At 38.4% G+C, this 17,278-nt stretch carries 16 protein-coding genes and 1 pseudogene; all 17 read left to right on the forward strand.

Annotated features, from left to right (window positions below; translation table 11 throughout):
- Positions 1-457, forward strand: a pseudogene (locus J1E28_RS05460) (UMP kinase); the annotation flags it as partial.
- Between the two features lie 72 nt (positions 458-529).
- On the forward strand, positions 530-754 hold the full coding sequence (locus J1E28_RS05465) for a DNA-directed RNA polymerase subunit omega (RefSeq protein WP_291027555.1): 225 nt from the start codon (positions 530-532) through the stop codon (positions 752-754).
- 9 nt (positions 755-763) lie between these two features.
- Positions 764-2,914 carry a RelA/SpoT family protein gene (locus J1E28_RS05470; protein WP_291027557.1) on the forward strand — a complete coding sequence of 717 codons (2,151 nt, stop codon included), beginning with the start codon at positions 764-766 and terminating at the stop codon, positions 2,912-2,914.
- 11 nt (positions 2,915-2,925) lie between these two features.
- The gene (gene tyrS, locus J1E28_RS05475) at positions 2,926-4,134 is read left to right on the forward strand and encodes a tyrosine--tRNA ligase (RefSeq protein WP_291027559.1); all 1,209 of its coding nucleotides are present in this window, start codon (positions 2,926-2,928) and stop codon (positions 4,132-4,134) included.
- Between the two features lie 9 nt (positions 4,135-4,143).
- On the forward strand, positions 4,144-5,229 hold the full coding sequence (locus tag J1E28_RS05480; protein ID WP_291027561.1) for a nitronate monooxygenase: 1,086 nt from the start codon (positions 4,144-4,146) through the stop codon (positions 5,227-5,229).
- 8 nt (positions 5,230-5,237) lie between these two features.
- Positions 5,238-6,458, forward strand: coding sequence for an N-acetylmuramoyl-L-alanine amidase (locus J1E28_RS05485; RefSeq protein ID WP_291027563.1), 1,221 nt, complete (start codon positions 5,238-5,240; stop codon positions 6,456-6,458).
- Between the two features lie 12 nt (positions 6,459-6,470).
- Positions 6,471-7,328: a hypothetical protein gene (locus tag J1E28_RS05490; RefSeq protein ID WP_291027565.1), complete on the forward strand. Its 858-nt coding sequence runs from the start codon at positions 6,471-6,473 to the stop codon at positions 7,326-7,328.
- Positions 7,328-8,044 (forward strand): 1-(5-phosphoribosyl)-5-[(5-phosphoribosylamino)methylideneamino]imidazole-4-carboxamide isomerase, encoded by a 717-nt coding sequence (gene hisA / locus J1E28_RS05495; protein WP_291027567.1) that lies wholly within the window; start codon positions 7,328-7,330, stop codon positions 8,042-8,044. Before J1E28_RS05490 ends, hisA begins: the two co-directional genes overlap by 1 nt.
- 104 nt (positions 8,045-8,148) lie before the next feature.
- The gene (locus J1E28_RS05500; protein ID WP_291027569.1) at positions 8,149-8,523 is read left to right on the forward strand and encodes a chemotaxis response regulator CheY; all 375 of its coding nucleotides are present in this window, start codon (positions 8,149-8,151) and stop codon (positions 8,521-8,523) included.
- Positions 8,524-8,540: 17 nt separating this feature from the next.
- Positions 8,541-9,521: a 50S ribosomal protein L11 methyltransferase gene (locus J1E28_RS05505; RefSeq protein WP_291027571.1), complete on the forward strand. Its 981-nt coding sequence runs from the start codon at positions 8,541-8,543 to the stop codon at positions 9,519-9,521.
- 15 nt (positions 9,522-9,536) lie between these two features.
- Positions 9,537-11,441 carry an ATP-dependent zinc metalloprotease FtsH gene (gene ftsH, locus J1E28_RS05510; protein ID WP_291027573.1) on the forward strand — a complete coding sequence of 635 codons (1,905 nt, stop codon included), beginning with the start codon at positions 9,537-9,539 and terminating at the stop codon, positions 11,439-11,441.
- A 9-nt stretch (positions 11,442-11,450) separates the two neighbouring features.
- Positions 11,451-12,092 carry a phosphatidylserine decarboxylase gene (locus J1E28_RS05515; RefSeq protein ID WP_291027575.1) on the forward strand — a complete coding sequence of 214 codons (642 nt, stop codon included), beginning with the start codon at positions 11,451-11,453 and terminating at the stop codon, positions 12,090-12,092.
- Positions 12,082-12,810, forward strand: coding sequence for a CDP-diacylglycerol--serine O-phosphatidyltransferase (gene pssA, locus J1E28_RS05520; protein ID WP_291027577.1), 729 nt, complete (start codon positions 12,082-12,084; stop codon positions 12,808-12,810). The genes J1E28_RS05515 and pssA overlap by 11 nt, the downstream gene beginning before the upstream one ends.
- Positions 12,811-12,870: 60 nt before the next feature.
- Positions 12,871-13,836, forward strand: coding sequence for a chemotaxis protein (locus tag J1E28_RS05525; protein WP_291027579.1), 966 nt, complete (start codon positions 12,871-12,873; stop codon positions 13,834-13,836).
- The gene (gene nspC, locus J1E28_RS05530) at positions 13,837-15,054 is read left to right on the forward strand and encodes a carboxynorspermidine decarboxylase (protein WP_291027581.1); all 1,218 of its coding nucleotides are present in this window, start codon (positions 13,837-13,839) and stop codon (positions 15,052-15,054) included.
- A gap of 3 nt (positions 15,055-15,057) precedes the next feature.
- Entirely contained in the window at positions 15,058-16,041 is a 984-nt protein-coding gene (locus tag J1E28_RS05535) for a tRNA-dihydrouridine synthase (RefSeq protein WP_291027585.1), read from the forward strand.
- A complete protein-coding gene (locus tag J1E28_RS05540) occupies positions 16,041-16,793 on the forward strand; it encodes a tetratricopeptide repeat protein (RefSeq protein ID WP_291027583.1) in 753 nt (250 codons plus the stop codon). The genes J1E28_RS05535 and J1E28_RS05540 overlap by 1 nt, the downstream gene beginning before the upstream one ends.
- The last annotated feature ends 485 nt before the right edge of the window (positions 16,794-17,278 follow it).

Below are 17,278 nucleotides of genomic sequence, written 5' to 3' on the forward strand. Positions count from 1 at the left end.
TATGCAGGAGGCTTTGGAGCATTTGGGCATTGATGTGCGTGTGCAGAGTGCTTTGGAGATTAAGGAAGTGTGTGAAAGCTATATTTATCGCCGCGCAATTAGGCATTTAGAAAAAGGACGCGTAGTGATTTTTGGCGCTGGCACAGGGAATCCATTTTTTACTACCGATAGCGCAGCGACTTTGCGTGCAGTAGAAATTGGCGCGGATATAATCATTAAGGCGACAAAAGTTGATGGCGTGTATGACAAAGATCCGCATAAATTTAGCGATGCAAAAATGCTTAAAAGTATAAGTTATGATGAGGCTTTGAGGGATCATATCAAGGTAATGGACGATACAGCAATTGCCCTTGCTAAGGATAATAAACTTCCCATTCTTGTATGCAATATGTTTAAAAAAGGCAATTTGCTTGATTTGGTAAAATTTGATAAGGGTATTTGCTCTATTGTGAAATAACATAAAACAAAAGCTAAATCAAACAAAAAAACGATACAATTCCCAACTAAAAATACTCTAAAGGATAGATTTATGGATATATTACGAACAGAAGAAATTGCCGCAAAGGCGCTCGAAAGAGTAAATGATGATAGATACGTGCTTGCAAGCCTTATTTTTGAGCGCGTTAAAGAGCTTGGAGAGGGTGCAAAACCACTTGTAGATTTAGATGTGAAATTGCATAAATTGTCTGATATTGCAATGCGTGAGATTGCTGAAGGAAAAATCAAGCTCTCATCAATTGAGGATAGGGAATAGGGAGAGATTTTGGACTTCTTTGCCCAGATTGCCCAAATTGACAATATAGAATCGGCTATTGCCCAGCTTGGAAGCCTAACAGAAATTACCCCAAAGGTGCAAAAGGCTATTGATGTGTCAATGAGCGCACATGAGGGGCAATTCCGCAAAAGTGGCATACCCTATGTCGTGCATCCAATTTGTGTGGCGTGTATTGTCGCATTTTATGGTGGTGATGAGATAATGCTTTGTGCAGCGCTTTTGCACGATGTTGTAGAAGATACTTTATGTTCGCTTGAAGAAGTGCAAAGGGAATTTGATTGGGATGTGGGGCATTTAGTTGATGCGCTAACAAAAATTGTAGAGATTCGCAGCGAGAAGCTAAGCAGCAATCCTAATGATAAATTTATCGCTTCTGCTCTAAGCTTCCGTAAAATGCTTCTTGCTTCAATTAAAGATGTGCGTGCGCTTGTGATTAAAATTAGCGATAGAATGCACAATATGCTTACCCTTGATGCGCTTCCTCCACATAAGCAAAAGCGCATTTCTGAAGAGACATTAATGGTGTATGCACCTATTGCTCATAGACTTGGTATTTCTTCACTTAAAAATGAGTTGGAGGATAGAAGTTTTTTTTATCTCTTTCCCCAAGAATATAAAAATATTGAAAATTATATCAGCGAGAATAATCAATCTATTACCTTAAAACTTAACGAATTTACCCAAAAGATTACAACTATTCTCTTGCAGAATGGATTCACGCAAAAGGATTTTGTTGTTGAAAGTCGTGTCAAACGTTTTTATTCTATTTATCTTAAGATGCAACGCAAAGGCATCAGTATTGATGAAATCTTAGATTTACTCGCAGTGCGCATTATTGTCCCCACAGACTTAGAATGTTATAAAGTATTAGGGTTATTGCACTTGCAGCTTACGCCTGTAATTTCGCGCCTTAAGGATTATATTGCTATTCCTAAGGAGAATGGTTATCAAACAATCCACACAACTATTTTTGAGGGAGCAAGTATTTATGAGGTGCAGATTCGCACTTTTGATATGCACAAATCTGCTCAATATGGTGTGGCAGCGCATTGGAAATATAAAAATGGCGGGAGAGAGCCAAATCTTGAGTGGCTTAATAACTTACAATATCAGCATAATAGCATTGAGGAATTTTATGAGCTAGCCAAAAATGATTTATATAAAGAAGATATGGTGGTTTTTTCTCCCGCAGGAGATATTTATAATCTCCCCGTAGGTGCAGTAGCTCTTGATTTTGCCTATGCGGTGCATAGTGATATAGGTGATAATGCTAAAGAGGTATTTATTAACCACAAAAAAGCCTCTTTGCTTCAGCCTTTAAAAAATGGGGAGATTGTGCGTGTGGTAGTTTCGCAAAATGGAGAGAAAATTCCTCCACGTTGCACTTGGATTGATGCAGTGAAGACTTCTCGAGCAAAGAATCATATTCGTGCGCAATGTCGCGCCAAAGTAAAAGAGATTGATAAAAAAGTCGCATTGCATATTTTGCAAACAATCTTTGATAGCTCTACAGATACTATTACAAATTATCTTAAAGAACACAAGCTTGAATCGCAATTTTATAAAGCTGCTTCAGATTTAGTATTTTTAAAAGAAATCGAGGATAGCATCAAGGGCAATTTTGTGCGCGATGCAAATTTTTTAGGCAAAATTAAAATCAATATGCTTAAGCTCAAACCCCTTACATTTGATAATATCATTGTGCATACAAATCGCAACATCAATGAGGTGATTTTTGACTACTGCTGCCACCCTAAATATGGTGATGATATTTTGGCGATTAAGAGTGCGCAAAAAGCCTACATCCATCATAAAATGTGTGAGAGGGCTTTAAATGAAATAGAGCAAGGCAGTGAAATGCTTTTTGTGGAATGGACGAGTGAGCAAAAAAGTGCTTATAAGATGATTCTTGCTATTGAAAATCAAAAGGGCGTTTTGGCGCAATTATGCGGCACACTCGCAGAGCATAATTGCAAGATTCTAAGTATTGATTATGATGTACTCAATCAGCAGTTTGCGACATATTGTAAGATGTGTTTTGAGAGTGAACATAGCGAGATTAAAAGTTTAAAGGAGTTCTTGCATAAAAAGTATAAAATCATTGAGTTTAAGAATCTTAAAGATGTGTATTCAGAATAGAAAGGAATAAGATGAAAACGCAGATACAAGAGGCTATGCAAGAGATTTCACGTGGTTGTGTGGAATTTATTGGAGAAGAATACATCAAAAACTTGGTAGAGAAATTTTTTGTTACAGGGGAGAGATTCTGCGTGAAAGCAGGATTTGATCCTACTGCACCTGATTTGCATTTAGGACACACGGTGCTTTTGCAAAAACTTGCCACTTTTCAGCACTATGGTGGAGATGTGAAATTTCTTATTGGTGATTTTACGGCGACTATTGGTGATCCAAGTGGTAAAAGTGAGACAAGAAAACCTTTAAGCAAAGAGCAAGTAGAAGCAAATGCTATAACTTATAAAGAGCAGGTATTTAAGGTGCTTAATCCTGCCTACACACAAATATGCTTTAATTCTCAATGGCTAAATGAGCTTGGTGCAGCAGGAATGATTACTCTTACTTCTAAATTTTCTGTTGCGCGTATGCTTGAACGCGATGATTTTACAAAACGTTATAATAATAATCAGCCTATTTCTATGGTGGAATTTATGTATCCGCTTTTGCAAGGCTATGATTCTGTGGCTTTAAAGTGTGATATTGAGCTAGGAGGAAATGATCAAAAGTTTAATCTCTTGGTGGGGCGACATTTGCAGAGAGCCTATGGCTTAAATAAAGAGCAATCTGTAATGACAATGCCTTTATTAGAAGGACTTGATGGTGTGCAAAAAATGAGTAAATCTTTGCAAAATTATATTGGTGTTACAGAATCCGCAAATACAATGTATGCGAAGATTCTAAGCATTAGCGATGAGATGATGTGGCGTTATTATGAATTGCTCTCCACTCTTTCTTTGGCAGAAATTAAGCATCTTAAAGAGCAAGTGCAAGCAGGGGAGATGCACCCTAAGGCTGTAAAAGAGAATCTTGCCCTTGAAATAAGTGCGCGTTATCATAGTATTGATTTAGCAAAACAAGCTAAAATAGAATTTGACAATGTATTTAGCAAAGATGAAATACCCGCAGATTTAGCTGTATTTAACTGCGATAGCGGTGAATGGATAGCCAAAGTGCTTGTGATTGCAGGATTATGTGAATCTACTTCTCAAGCGCGGAGAGATATTCGTGCAGGGGCATTGAAAATCAATAAAGAAAAGATGCTCGATGAGAATTTGAAGTTATCAGCAGGTGAGTATATCGTGCAAATTGGCAAAAGACGTTTTGCAAAGGTGATCATTTCGTAAGGGGATAGAATGGGACTAAAATCGCTTCAAATAGGAAAACATACGATTAAATACCCGATTTTTCAAGGTGGTATGGGCGTGGGTATTAGCTGGGACAAACTTGCTGGCAATGTGTCTAAAGAAGGGGCACTTGGTATTATTAGCGCAGTAGGTACAGGATATTATCAAAAAATGCAATTTGTTGAAAAAATTGCTCATTCTAAACCCTTTGAAGCGATTAATTTTTACTCTAAACACGCCCTCAATGAGATTTTTAAAAATGCACGCAAAATCTGTGGTAATAATCCTCTAGGGGCAAATATCCTTTATGCAATTAATGAATATGGGCGAGTAGTGCGAGATGCGTGCGAAGCGGGGGCAAATATTATTGTAACAGGTGCTGGACTTCCTACAAATATGCCTGAATTTACTAAAAATTTCCCTGATGTTGCGCTTGTGCCTATTGTATCATCTGCTAAAGCATTAAAGATTATTTGTAAGCGTTGGGCTGCACGATACGCAAGAACGCCTGATGCAGTGGTGGTAGAGGGACCTCTAAGTGGGGGACATCAGGGCTTTAGTTATGAGGATTGTTTTAAGGAAGAATATCAGCTTGAGAATGTCCTGCCACAGGTAGTAGATGAGGCAAAAAAATGGGGAAATATTCCTGTTATTGCTGCAGGAGGTATCTGGGATAGAAAAGATATTGATACAATGCTTTCTTTGGGTGCAAGTGGGGTGCAAATGGGCACAAGATGGCTTGGTTCTGAAGAATGTGATGCGAGGGCGTATCGTGATTTAATGCCTTCTGTCTCCAAAGAAGATATTGAGCTTATTAAATCACCGGTAGGCTATCCTGCTCGTGCAATAAAAACAGGTGTGCTTGAGGCAATAGCAAAGGGTAATGCGCCAAAGATTCGGTGCATAAGTAATTGTGTTTCGCCTTGTCATAGAGGCGTGGAAGCAAAAAAGGTAGGCTATTGTATAGCAGATTCTTTGGGATATGCTCATCTTGGGAATAGGGAGTATGGCTTATATTTTACAGGCGCAAATGGATATAGAATCCAAAAGATTCAGCCCGTAAAAGAAATTATTGCTGAATTAGTCCAAGACTAAGGGTATAAATGTGGCGAGTTATAGCAAGTTTATGCCTCGTATTTATGTGCTTATGGAGTGAGCATCGCATCGTGAGAATGGTGCCTTTTGGCGATAGTAATGTGAAAATTGTCTTTGCAAGTGATATTAGCGACCTCACTTGGCAAGTGAAAAATTTGCAAGATAATCGAAGTTTTATAGATTTTGAAGCAAATCTCACTATCCCTCGCCGCAGTTTTATTTTTAAAGATAATTCTACCTTGCAGGTTGCGCAAAACACGCCCCAAGTTGTTCGTGCGGTAATTACCACACAGCCCAAATCAACCTATGAGGTGATTAAAGAAAAAGAGAATCTCTATATTTTTATTAAACCCAAAGCAGAAGCTAAACAAGTAGCCTCTAAAATCGAGCCACCACAGGCAGAAACAAAACCAATCAATAAAACCAAACCCCAGCAATCTATAAAAGAGAATCTATCGAGCAGCGATGAAAATTTATCAAATGATGATAAAGATATACCAATTTTACCACCACAGGCAAAACCACCTCAAGCTAAAGGCAAAAATGCTCAAAAGGGTAAAAAAATAGTTATTGATGCGGGGCACGGAGGCAAGGATTGTGGCACAAAGAGTGTAGAGAGTATATGCGAAAAAGTGATTGTGCTAAATACGGCGAGGATTGTAAGAGATGAGCTTAAAAGTCGTGGCTATGTCGTATATATGACGCGCGATAGCGATGTGTATATTGATTTGCGCAAGCGCACAGAGTTTGCTAATGCCAAAAATGCGGATTTGTTTGTCTCTATTCACGCAAATTCTATCCCTAAAGATTCTCCTAAAACGCCTAATGGCTTAGAGACTTATTTTCTCTCTCCTGCGCGAAGTGAGCGTGCCGAGCAAGTGGCTAAAGCAGAAAACCAAGGTGATATTGAGACGATGAGCCATTTTGCGACAAAAAGCTTTTTAAATACTATCAGTGCTTTTCATCTTGTGGCTTCACATAAGCTTGCTATTGAGATTCAATCAGGCATACTTGCTCGGGTGCGCACACAGCATAATATCCACGATGGAGCAGTAAGAGAGGGTCCATTTTGGGTTTTAGCCGGTGCGCTTATGCCCTCTGTACTCATTGAGATTGGCTATGCCTCACATAAAGACGAGGGGAAGCTTATTGCCAAAAAAGACTACCAAAAGCTTCTCGCACAAGGCATAGCTAATGGTATCGATGGATATTTTTTGAGGAATTACTAAAAAGGATTAAAAATGAAGCAACCCACACGCGTTAGTATTATTTTTTCACTCCTTTTTTTCTCCTTTTTTGTTTTTACAAATCTCACACTTTTTGTCTCGCAATTTTCATATTCTTTTTCACATTTATTTTTAATTTTCATTCGTGAGAATCAGCTATTTGATTATTTGAGTACATTTTTATTTTTTTGTGGATTTATCTTGTGCAGTGTGTTTGTGATTGTGAGTAGTTGGCGTCAAGTAGCCAACCCATTACAGCGCGTTATTGTACTAATACTAGGCGTTGTATGTGTGTATATTGTGATTTTAAAAATCACTTATGTGCCAAAGGTAGAGGATATTATGGATATGTTTGCGATTGAGGGGAGTATTTATCACCGAGGCTTTTTTGAGCTTATGGTGGATTACTTGCCGCGTATTGTGTTGATTGCTTGCGCATATATATTTTTTGTATATCTCCCTCTTTTATTTGAGATTTTTGCCTTGCGCCCTCATCAAAATAGCCAAGTTGGCAAAATGCTCTATGCTATGCGTCCATCGATAAATGTTGTTATTATAATGCTTTTTGGGCTTTCACTGCAACCTTATTATTATCGCGATAATATGTATGCTTATATTGATATTTTTTCGCTTATAGTAAGTATAGGGCTACTTATATGGGTGATGATAAAGCATAGGAATCTTTTTTCATTTTATGAATATATGAATTTTTCCCTGCTTGTGCTGGGTATATTTATTTGTTTTTTTTGCACTTCTGTGCTTTCTGTTTCGGATAATTACTTTAACGCGCGTTATGCGTTTTTGGTATTTGCTTTTATGGGGTGGTGTGCGGAGTGGATGTATGAGAATCTTAAAGCCCAAGAGGAGGAGTAATGGCGCTTGATATTTATCCCGCGATTGATTTAAAAGAAGGCAAGGCGGTGAGGCTTTTTAAGGGGGAGATGCAGAGCGCTGTGGTTTATGGAGAGGCAGTGGATTTTGCAAAAAAATTTGAAGATATGGGTGCAAAATATTTACATATCGTAGATTTAGACGGAGCATTTGCCGGAAAACCACAGAATCTCAAAGTCATTGAGCAGATTCTGCAAATTACATCGCTTCAAGTGCAGCTTGGCGGAGGGATTCGCGATGAAGAAACGATTAAGCTTTATACGCAAATGGGCATATCAAGAGTGATACTTGGCTCAATAGCAATGAAAAATTGGGCATTTGTTAAGGAAATGGCGCAAATTTATCCCATAGCAGTTGGCATTGATGCGCGTGATGGTAAGGTAGCTACGCAAGGCTGGGCGCAAGAGAGCGGTATGGATTCAAATGAATTAGCACAAAAATTTGCAGGAAGTGCTATAAAAGCGATTATTTGCACCGATATTAATCGTGATGGTGCCTTAAGTGGGATTAATGTATCTTTTACTCAAAGCATAGCTTCTTGTAGCGGAATTTATACGATTGCAAGCGGTGGTTTTGCTCATTCAAGTGAGCTTCAGGTTTTAAGTGAGAATCCTCATATCAGCGGTGTTATTGTAGGAAAAGCATTCTATGAGGGAAAAATTAATCTTCAAGAATCCTTGCGACTTTATGGAAGGTAAGGGAGATTTTGAAAGCGCAAAACTAAAATGTAAGTATTTTTATAAACTTGTATATAAAAATATGTTAGAATAGCATTTATCATTTAAGAATTTAAGGAGATAGCTTGAAACTATTAGTTGTTGATGATAGCTCCACAATGAGAAGAATTATAAAAAATACCCTTCAGCGTTTGGGATATGAAGATATTTTAGAAGCCGAGCACGGCGTAGAAGCGTGGCAGATTATGGATACCACAGAAGGCATACAAGTGCTTATTACTGACTGGAATATGCCTGAAATGAATGGACTTGATCTTGTCAAAAAGGTGCGTAGTGATGAGCGATATACCTCTATTCCTATTATTATGGTTACCACAGAAGGAGGTAAAGCAGAGGTAATTACTGCTCTTAAGGCGGGAGTAAATAATTATATTGTAAAGCCTTTTACCCCACAAGTGCTTAAAGAAAAACTCGAAGTCGTATTAGGCGTGAATGAGTAGGCTTAAAGCTTATTGTAGTGGATAAACAGACATATTGGGAGATTATTGTCCATCCAAGTGATTTTTTAGAACAATTTGCTGATTTTATCATTGAAAAAACTTTTGGTGCTATCGAATATCTTGACATATCGCTTCCATCAAATCCTTTTGCTATCATTTATGAAGACTATTTATGGCAGAGTGCGGGGTTTGATATTACACAAGCTAAACAATCTCATCAAACAACACAGATTATTGCTCGTATAGATACAGACAAGATTGATATACAGGATTTTTTAGCTTCTCTTAATTATTTTGCTTCTACGCTTAGCCAAGTTACTTCAAATGCGGTTGGCTTTTGTTATCATATTGCAGAAAAGCAAAATTATGATTGGATTAAGGCGTATGAAGATTCGATTGAACCTGTGCAATGTGGGAGATTCTATATTCGTCCATTATGGAGAGAATCTATCAGGGCATCTCAAGCACATTATAAGGAGGCTAGTTATGAAGAGATTATTATTAATCCCGCCCTTGCTTTTGGCTCTGGACATCACGCAAGCACAGCAATGTGCCTTGATTTTTTAAGTCGTATGGACTTAAAGGGCAAAACCCTCCTTGATGTGGGTTGTGGAAGCGGAATCTTAGGCATCGCAGCTTGTAAGCTTGGTGCAAAAGTTTATGCTTGTGATACCGATGAGCTTGCAGTACAAGAAAGTCAAAAAAATGCAGCACTCAATGATGTGTGTTTTCAAGGTTTGTGGCAGGGGAGCATTGCTCAAGCTCCGCTTGATACACCTAGGCAATATGATGTGATTGTGGCAAATATTGTAGCTTTTGTTGTGAAGCTTTTGTATGAAGATTTTAAGGCAAAATGTGCAAAAAATGGGCTTTTAATACTCTCTGGGATACTTGATGAATATAAATTTGATATAATAAGCTCGTTTAATGATTTTAATGTGCAAGAAGTCCAATCTAAAGAGGGTTGGGTAGCCTTGAGATTAACTTATAATGAATAAAAAAAAGGACAAATTATGGAAAATTCTAATGATAAAAAACCACCTTTTAAGCAAAATCCTTTTCTTGTTTTTGCTATTTTTGTGATTTTAGCTTTGCTTTTATTTAAACTTTTTTCGCCTAATGGTAGCGATTCTTTTACTGATAAGTTTTTAGGAGGAAGCGTTACCAAAGAGATTAGCTACAATGAGCTTAAAGAACTCATTTCTAAAGGCGAAATTGGATCTGTAAGTATTGGGCAAACTTATATTAAAGCCTATTCTGTGCATAATTCACCACGTATTCTTTACACGACTAAAAAAGTCGCAGATTTGGGGCTTGTGCCTTTGCTTGATGAGAAGAAAATTGAGTATAGTGGCTTTAGCGAAGGGAGCTTCCTAGGGGATTTGGTTAATATGCTTTTGCCTATTTTCATTATTATCGCCCTTTGGATGTTTCTTACAGCGCGTATGCAAAAAAGTATGGGTGGGGGCATTTTTGGTATGGGAAATGCCAAAAAGCTTGTGAATGCAGAAAAGCCCAATGTGCGATTTGATGATATGGCAGGTAATGCAGAGGCAAAAGAGGAAGTCGTAGAGATTGTGGATTTTCTAAAATATCCCGAGCGATATGCTGCCGTGGGTGCAAAGATTCCACGTGGTGTGCTTTTGGTAGGACCTCCGGGAACAGGGAAAACACTTCTAGCAAAAGCAGTAGCGGGTGAGGCAAATGTGCCATTTTTCTCAATGAGCGGAAGTAGTTTTATTGAAATGTTTGTGGGCTTAGGAGCTTCTCGTGTGAGAGATTTGTTTGAAATGGCAAAAAAGGACGCGCCAAGCATTATTTTTATCGATGAAATTGATGCCATTGGTAAAAGCCGTGCAGCTGGGAGTATGGTAGGTGGCAATGATGAGCGAGAACAAACTCTTAATCAGCTTTTAGCAGAGATGGATGGCTTTGGTTCAGAATCTGCCCCTGTTATTGTGCTTGCAGCGACAAATCGCCCCGAGATTCTTGACCCTGCGTTATTGCGTCCGGGACGATTTGATAGGCAAGTGCTTGTTGATAAGCCAGATTTTGAGGGGAGATTGGAGATTCTCAAAGTGCATATTAAAAATGTCGCCTTAGCGCGTGATGTGGATTTGCACGAGATTGCAAAATTTACAGCAGGACTTGCTGGAGCGGATTTGGCAAATATTATCAATGAGGCAGCTTTGCTTGCAGGACGAGAGAATCAAAAGGAAGTGAGTCAAAAACATCTCAAGGAGGCAGTAGAGCGAGGTATTGCGGGATTAGAGAAAAAATCTCGCCGTATTTCTCCTAAGGAGAAAAAGATTGTGGCTTATCACGAGAGTGGGCACGCTGTGGTATCGGAGATGACAAAGGGTGCTGATAGAGTTAATAAAGTCTCTATTATCCCCCGCGGTATGGCAGCACTTGGTTATACACTCCATACACCTGAAGAAAATCGCTATCTTATGCAAAAACACGAGCTTATGGCGGAGGTTGATGTGCTTTTAGGCGGACGCGCGGCAGAAGAAGTATTTTTGGGTGAAATTTCCACAGGGGCAAGTAATGACTTAGAACGTGCCACAGGGATTTTAAAATCAATGATTAGCTATTATGGTATGACAGATGTGAGCGGACTAATGGTGCTTGAAAAACAACGCAATACTTTTTTAGGTGGCGGTGGGGCGCAAAGAGAATTTAGTGAGCAACTTGCCCAAGAGATTGATACACATATCAAAAACACACTTGATGAACGTTATAATTATGTGAAAAATCTCTTGAGGGATTATAGTGATGCGATTGAAAATATGGTCAAAGAGCTTTTTGAAAAAGAAGTGATTGATGGTGCGCGTGTGCGGGAGATTATAGTAGAGTATGAAGAAGCACATAATCTGCAATCACGTCTCATACCACTTGAGGAAGAAGAAGTATAAGGAGGGGAGATGACAACTACACAAATCATCGCAAAACAAGGCTGGAGTGGCGCGTTAGTGCTTTTTATAGCCTTTTTACTCACGGCTTGGTTAGATTGGAATGTATGTGCATTTGTATTATTTGTATTATTTGTATTATGGCTTGTAATGTTTCGCAATCCCGAGAGGATTCCAACTACTGATGAAAGCAATGTTTTTGTATCACCTGTTGATGGGATAGTAAGAGATATTACTTCAAGTGAGGGGCAGGTAAGTATTCTCATTGAGACGCGTTTTATTGATGTGGGTGTGATACGCGCTCCTTGCGATATTATAGAGGGAAAATGTAGTGAAAAAAAAGGCTTAAATCTTGCGTGTTGTAGTAAGGAGAAATGCAATGAGCTTAATGCGATGATGCGTTTTGAGAGTGTGCAAGATAGAGCTTTTTGTATTGAATTTTATCCCATACTTTTTTCTTCGCAAGAATTATTTGCTTCAAGTAATTTAGATATTGGTGAACGTATGGGCTTTATGAAAGCTGGCATGACGCGCATTATGATTCCCCAAAAGAAAAAAAAGGGTGCAGATTCTGCAGAGATGGAGCTCAAAATTGGCATTGGCGATAGAGTAAAGGCATTGCAAAGTGTAATAGGATACTTTTATGAAGTTTAATCCCCTTTTTATTTTGCCCAATCTTTTTACTGCCGGCAGTATCTTTTTGGGTGTTTTGAGTGTTATTTTTGCTTCAAAAGGAGACTTTGAAAGTGCGTGTTGGTTCATTTTGTTTTCTATGATTCTTGATGGATTAGATGGTAGGGTGGCTCGACTTACAAATACAGAGAGTAGGTTTGGTGTGGAGTTTGATTCTCTTGCTGATGTGGTGGCTTTTGGCGTAGCTCCTGCTCTTTTACTTTATTTTTATATTGGTGTTGATTATGGGCGTTTGGGTATGAGTGTCCCTGCAATTTTTGTAATCCTTGGAGCAGTGCGTTTAGCGCGTTTTAATATCACTTCAAGTTCCGAGCCTCATTTTTTTATTGGGTTGCCTATTCCTTCTGCGGCAATTGTGCTGATGCTGTGGATACTTGTCGATTTAGAGTATGATTTGATTAAAGCCCATAATTATGAATATGTAATGCTTGGAGGAAGTTTTGTATTAAGTATCCTTATGGTAAGTAATATTCGCTATCCAAGCTTTAAGAAAATGCAATGGAGTTTCAAATCTTTTATAGCCGTCATTTTGCTTCTTGGTGTAATTTATGTTAATCCACAAGAAACTTTGTGTGCTTTGATGAGTGGTTATGTCGTATATGGTATTGTGCGTTGGGTTGCGATTATGCTTAAAATGCGCTTTAGTCAAAAATCCAACCAAAGAAGCAGCAACATATAAAGTTATATTTAGTGATTTTGTGCTAGGATTAAATATTTTTAGAAAATTCGAGGTGTGATTATGTCCAAAACAAGTATGTCAAACATTGATCAAGTAACGAGTCTACATAAGAATAATGAGTTGCAACTCCTTTGTTTTCGCCTAGAAAAAGGTAAAGATTTATATGCCGTAAATGTATTTAAGATTCGTGAAGTGATTAAGTATAGAGGTGCACTCACGGTTGTTACGCACGAAAATAATAGCCTTGTAGAGGGGCTTATTACTATTCGTGAGCTGACTATTCCTCTTATTGATATGCGTAAATGGTTTTTTTATGATAGTAATAATAAAGGTAAAAATTTGCGTGATTGTGGTGTAAAAAGAGCACCCGGAGAAGAAGATGTGATTATGATTTGTGAATTCTCGCATTGGACAATTGGGGTAAGAATCTATGAAGCAGATAGAATCCTCAATAAAAAATGGACAGAGATAGAGCAAGGTATTGGTGTCGGCGGTGGTGGCAAAAATGGAAAACTCGTAAGTCGCACACGTTATTTTGATGGGCGTTTGGTGCAAGTAGTGGATATTGAACGAATGCTTATTGATGTGTTCCCTTGGATTGAAAAAGAAAAAGAAGAGGGTATTGCTAAGATTTCTCAAGTGGAGACAAACAAAAGCATACTTCTTGCAGACGATAGCCCAACGGTGCTTCGCACAATGCAGCTTATCCTCAATAAACTTGGGGTTGTGCATCATGATTTTATAAATGGGAAGCAGCTACTTGATTATCTCTTTGCGCCTACAACAGATATTAGCTCGGTGGGTATGATTATTACAGACCTTGAAATGCCTGAAGCAAGTGGATTTGAGGTAATTAAACAAGTCAAGGCAAATCCTTCTACCTCACATTTGCCCATTGTGGTAAATTCTTCTATGAGTGGAAGTAGCAATGAAGATATGGCACGTTCTCTCAATGCAAGTGATTTTATCTCTAAATCTAATCCTGTGGAAATTGAAGCTGCAGTTAGGCGCTTTATTTTGAAATAAATGCGTCAAGTTTCTACACTTCTTCAGCTTCCTTCCCCATCGTATGTGCTTGAAGAGGAGAAGCTTGATGCTAACCTCGCTCTCTTAGATATTGTGCAGCAACAAAGTGGTGCAAAGATTCTGCTTGCACTTAAGGGTTATGCGTTTTGGCGTGTGTTTGAGAATCTGCGAAAGATTCTAAGTGGGAGTACAGCGAGTGGATTATATGAGGCGCGATTGGGTTTTGAAGAAATAGGTGGTAGGGCACAAGGCAAAGAAGTATGCGTGTTTTCCCCTGCCTATAAAAAGGCGGAAATGGAGCAGATTCTAGAATACGCCACACATATTATTTTTAATTCCTTTGCACAATGGCAGACTTTCAAGCCCCTTATAGATGCAAAAAATCAGGCTTTAATAGCGCAAAATCTTACTCCTATTGAAGTGGGCTTACGCGTGAATCCGCTTTATAGTGAGGTAGAGCTACCTCTTTATAACCCCTGTATTGCTGGTTCGCGTTTGGGCATTACTCCACAAGCTTTTGAAAAAGGTGTAGCTAAATATGGTTTAGAGGGCATTAGTGGATTGCATTTTCATACACATTGTGAGCAAGATAGCACCGCCTTAAAGCGCACCTTGCCACATTTTGAAGGGCATTTTGGGCGATACATCGAGGGGAGGAAGTGGATTAATTTTGGTGGTGGACATCATATTACACGAACAGATTACAACCGCGATTTGTTGATTACACTCATTAAGGATTTTAAAGCAAGATATAAAGACATAGAGGTATTTTTAGAGCCCGGTGAAGCAGTTGGCTGGGGCGTTGGGTTTCTTATCGGTGAGGTGGTGGATATTGTAGAAAATGAAATGAGTATTGCTATCCTTGATGTGAGCGCGTCTGCTCATATGCCTGATTGTCTTGAAATGCCCTATCGTCCGCGTCTTACAAAGCTTTCTTGTAATGGCTTAGAATCTGATAAGGGTGAGCGTGCTGGGACATATATTTATCGTTTAGGTGCTCCTACTTGTCTTGCAGGCGATGTAATAGGGGATTATAGCTTTGATACACCTTTATGCGTGGGCGATAGAGTGATTTTTGAAGATATGCTCCATTATAGTATTGTTAAAAATAATACCTTTAATGGAATCCCCCTCCCTGCACTTGCTGTGATTGATACACAAGGGAAGTGGCGGGTTTTAAAAAGCTTTGATTATATGGATTATAAGCAGAGAAATTAAATGATAGATTTTCAGAATCTTTTGATGTTAGCCCCTCTTGCGGGCTATACCGACTTACCCTTTCGTAGCGTGGTAAAGGGCTTTGGCGTAGATATTACCGTGAGTGAGATGATAAGCTCTCACGCCCTTGTTTATAATAACACTCGCACACTTAAAATGATTGAAAAATCGCAAGAAGAGCAGCCTTATAGCGTGCAGATTTCAGGCTCAAAGGAAGCAGTTATTAAGCAAGCAGTGGAGATTTTAAATACACAAGAAGGCATTGATATTATTGATTTAAATTGTGGTTGCCCTGCTCCAAAGGTTGCTAATCACGGCAATGGAAGTGGATTGCTCAAAGATTTGAATCTCCTTGTAAAAATAGCCAACCTCATTAAAGAGAATGCAAAGACACCCTATACAAGCCTTAAGGTGCGCTTAGGCTTTGATAAGAAGATTCCAAATGAACTCGCCCAAGCGCTCAAAGATGTTAAATCAGATTTTGTAGTTATTCACGGACGCACACGCGCAGATGGCTATAAAAAGGAGAGAATTGATTATGATGCAATCGCGCTTATTAAAGCTCAAGTTTCCTTGCCTGTGATTGCTAATGGCGAAATTGATAGTGCCTCTAAAGCCCAAGAAGTGCTTAATCATACAGGTGCAAATGGCGTGATGATAGGCAGAGCAGCGCTTTCTGCGCCGTGGATTTTTTGGCAGATTAGAAACCACACGCAAGAGATTCCGCCTATTATAAAAAAAGAGCTTGTGTTGGAACATTTTCAAAAAATGGTAGAATTCTATGGGCAACGTGGAGCGATTATGTTTCGCAAAAATCTCCACGCTTATGCCAAAGGACACGAAGGGGCGAGTGAGTTTCGCAATCTCATTAATCGTTTAAGCGATGTTGAGCTAATAAAAGCACATATAGGGCAGTTTTTTTCACATCATCAAATGGTAATGCACAATTTTCCCCAGCTTGTGCATCTTAATAAAAGGACGAGTTAATGAAACAATATGTTTTGAAATGTTTTTTACTAGGTATTGTGGTAATGAATATGTGGGCAAATGAGAGTGAGAACATACAAGATTTATCTCAACAAGAGCCACCCCAAGAGAGTGTATTACTTCAAGCTATAGAGAGTGCAGATTCTGATTTTTATCAAGCAGTGATGATGTGGGTAAGAAATGCCGACGAAGCAAGTAAATTTTTGCATAGAGCTTGTGATCAAAAGCACCCCGGAGCGTGCTTGTATCTAGGTAATTATTATGAGCTTAAATCCCAAGATAGAAGAGATGGACAAAAGAATCTTGAACAATCTAGGCAATATTATCAAGCAGGATATAATTATAGTTTAGAGGCGTGTAAGGAGGGTGGAGAGCAGTGGTGCACAATACAAGCAGTCGCGCTTATTGATGGGCGAGGTGTGCAAAAAGATATAGAAAAAGGCTTGGAATATCTTAATGTGATGTGTGAGCATAATATAGAAAATGCGTGTTTTACACTTGGCTCTTACTATTTTTATGGAATGAATACAAAACAGGATTCACAAAAAGCTCAAGTTTTTCTTCATAAGGCTTTGGAGTTAGATTCTCAAAAATGCGATGAAAAGAAAAAATACGCGTGTGTGTTAAGTGCGGAGGTGTATCAGCAGGGTTTAAGTGTGCAAATGGATTTAGCAAAGGCAAAAGATTTTTATCATCGTGCGTGTGATTTAAATAATCAATTTGCCTGTGATTATGTGCAGAAATTACGATAAAGGATTTGTCTCTTAATAATCAAATCATTCTTTTTATGATATTGGTGCAATGATATAAGGGGATTATGCAAAAAGATAAAAATGAAAATTTTTAAAATATGTTTTATCTCTCAGTCCTTGCAGCCATAGCCTTGCCGGTGGGTATATTTATCTCTATGCTTATGTATATGCACGAACAGGTGGAGCAAGTGGAATTCCTTCTTGTACTATCTATTTTACTGCACCTTTTATAGTTGGAGTAGGTGTTTTTTAGGTGAGATTTTACAAGGTATTTATAATTTTGTTATCGCAAGAAATTTATTAAAAAGCTAAAAAAAACTCTATTTTTCGCGATGAAAGGGGTAATTTTCTTATCTTTTTTAGCCATAAATACCTCCATATTTCTCCTATATTATATACTAACAAGTTATTTTAAACAAGAAAAAAATAGCTTAATGCTATTTAATTTCAGTTATTTCTATTTTATATACTCCGTTTGGACTTTC

This window comes from Helicobacter sp. (genome assembly GCF_022511165.1).
Taxonomy (GTDB): domain Bacteria; phylum Campylobacterota; class Campylobacteria; order Campylobacterales; family Helicobacteraceae; genus Helicobacter_C.

What these genes read in the sequence shown, in the direction of transcription:
- nspC (WP_291027581.1), top strand. Translation starts at nt 13,837, where the DNA reads ATGCGTCAAGTTTCTACACTTCTTCAGCTTCCTTCCCCATCGTATGTG.
- J1E28_RS05485 (WP_291027563.1), top strand. Translation starts at nt 5,238, where the DNA reads ATGTGGCGAGTTATAGCAAGTTTATGCCTCGTATTTATGTGCTTATGG.
- J1E28_RS05540 (WP_291027583.1), top strand. Translation starts at nt 16,041, where the DNA reads ATGAAACAATATGTTTTGAAATGTTTTTTACTAGGTATTGTGGTAATG.
- J1E28_RS05490 (WP_291027565.1), top strand. Translation starts at nt 6,471, where the DNA reads ATGAAGCAACCCACACGCGTTAGTATTATTTTTTCACTCCTTTTTTTC.
- ftsH (WP_291027573.1), top strand. Translation starts at nt 9,537, where the DNA reads ATGGAAAATTCTAATGATAAAAAACCACCTTTTAAGCAAAATCCTTTT.
- hisA (WP_291027567.1), top strand. Translation starts at nt 7,328, where the DNA reads ATGGCGCTTGATATTTATCCCGCGATTGATTTAAAAGAAGGCAAGGCG.
- J1E28_RS05465 (WP_291027555.1), top strand. Translation starts at nt 530, where the DNA reads ATGGATATATTACGAACAGAAGAAATTGCCGCAAAGGCGCTCGAAAGA.
- tyrS (WP_291027559.1), top strand. Translation starts at nt 2,926, where the DNA reads ATGAAAACGCAGATACAAGAGGCTATGCAAGAGATTTCACGTGGTTGT.
- J1E28_RS05525 (WP_291027579.1), top strand. Translation starts at nt 12,871, where the DNA reads ATGTCCAAAACAAGTATGTCAAACATTGATCAAGTAACGAGTCTACAT.
- J1E28_RS05480 (WP_291027561.1), top strand. Translation starts at nt 4,144, where the DNA reads ATGGGACTAAAATCGCTTCAAATAGGAAAACATACGATTAAATACCCG.
- pssA (WP_291027577.1), top strand. Translation starts at nt 12,082, where the DNA reads ATGAAGTTTAATCCCCTTTTTATTTTGCCCAATCTTTTTACTGCCGGC.
- J1E28_RS05515 (WP_291027575.1), top strand. Translation starts at nt 11,451, where the DNA reads ATGACAACTACACAAATCATCGCAAAACAAGGCTGGAGTGGCGCGTTA.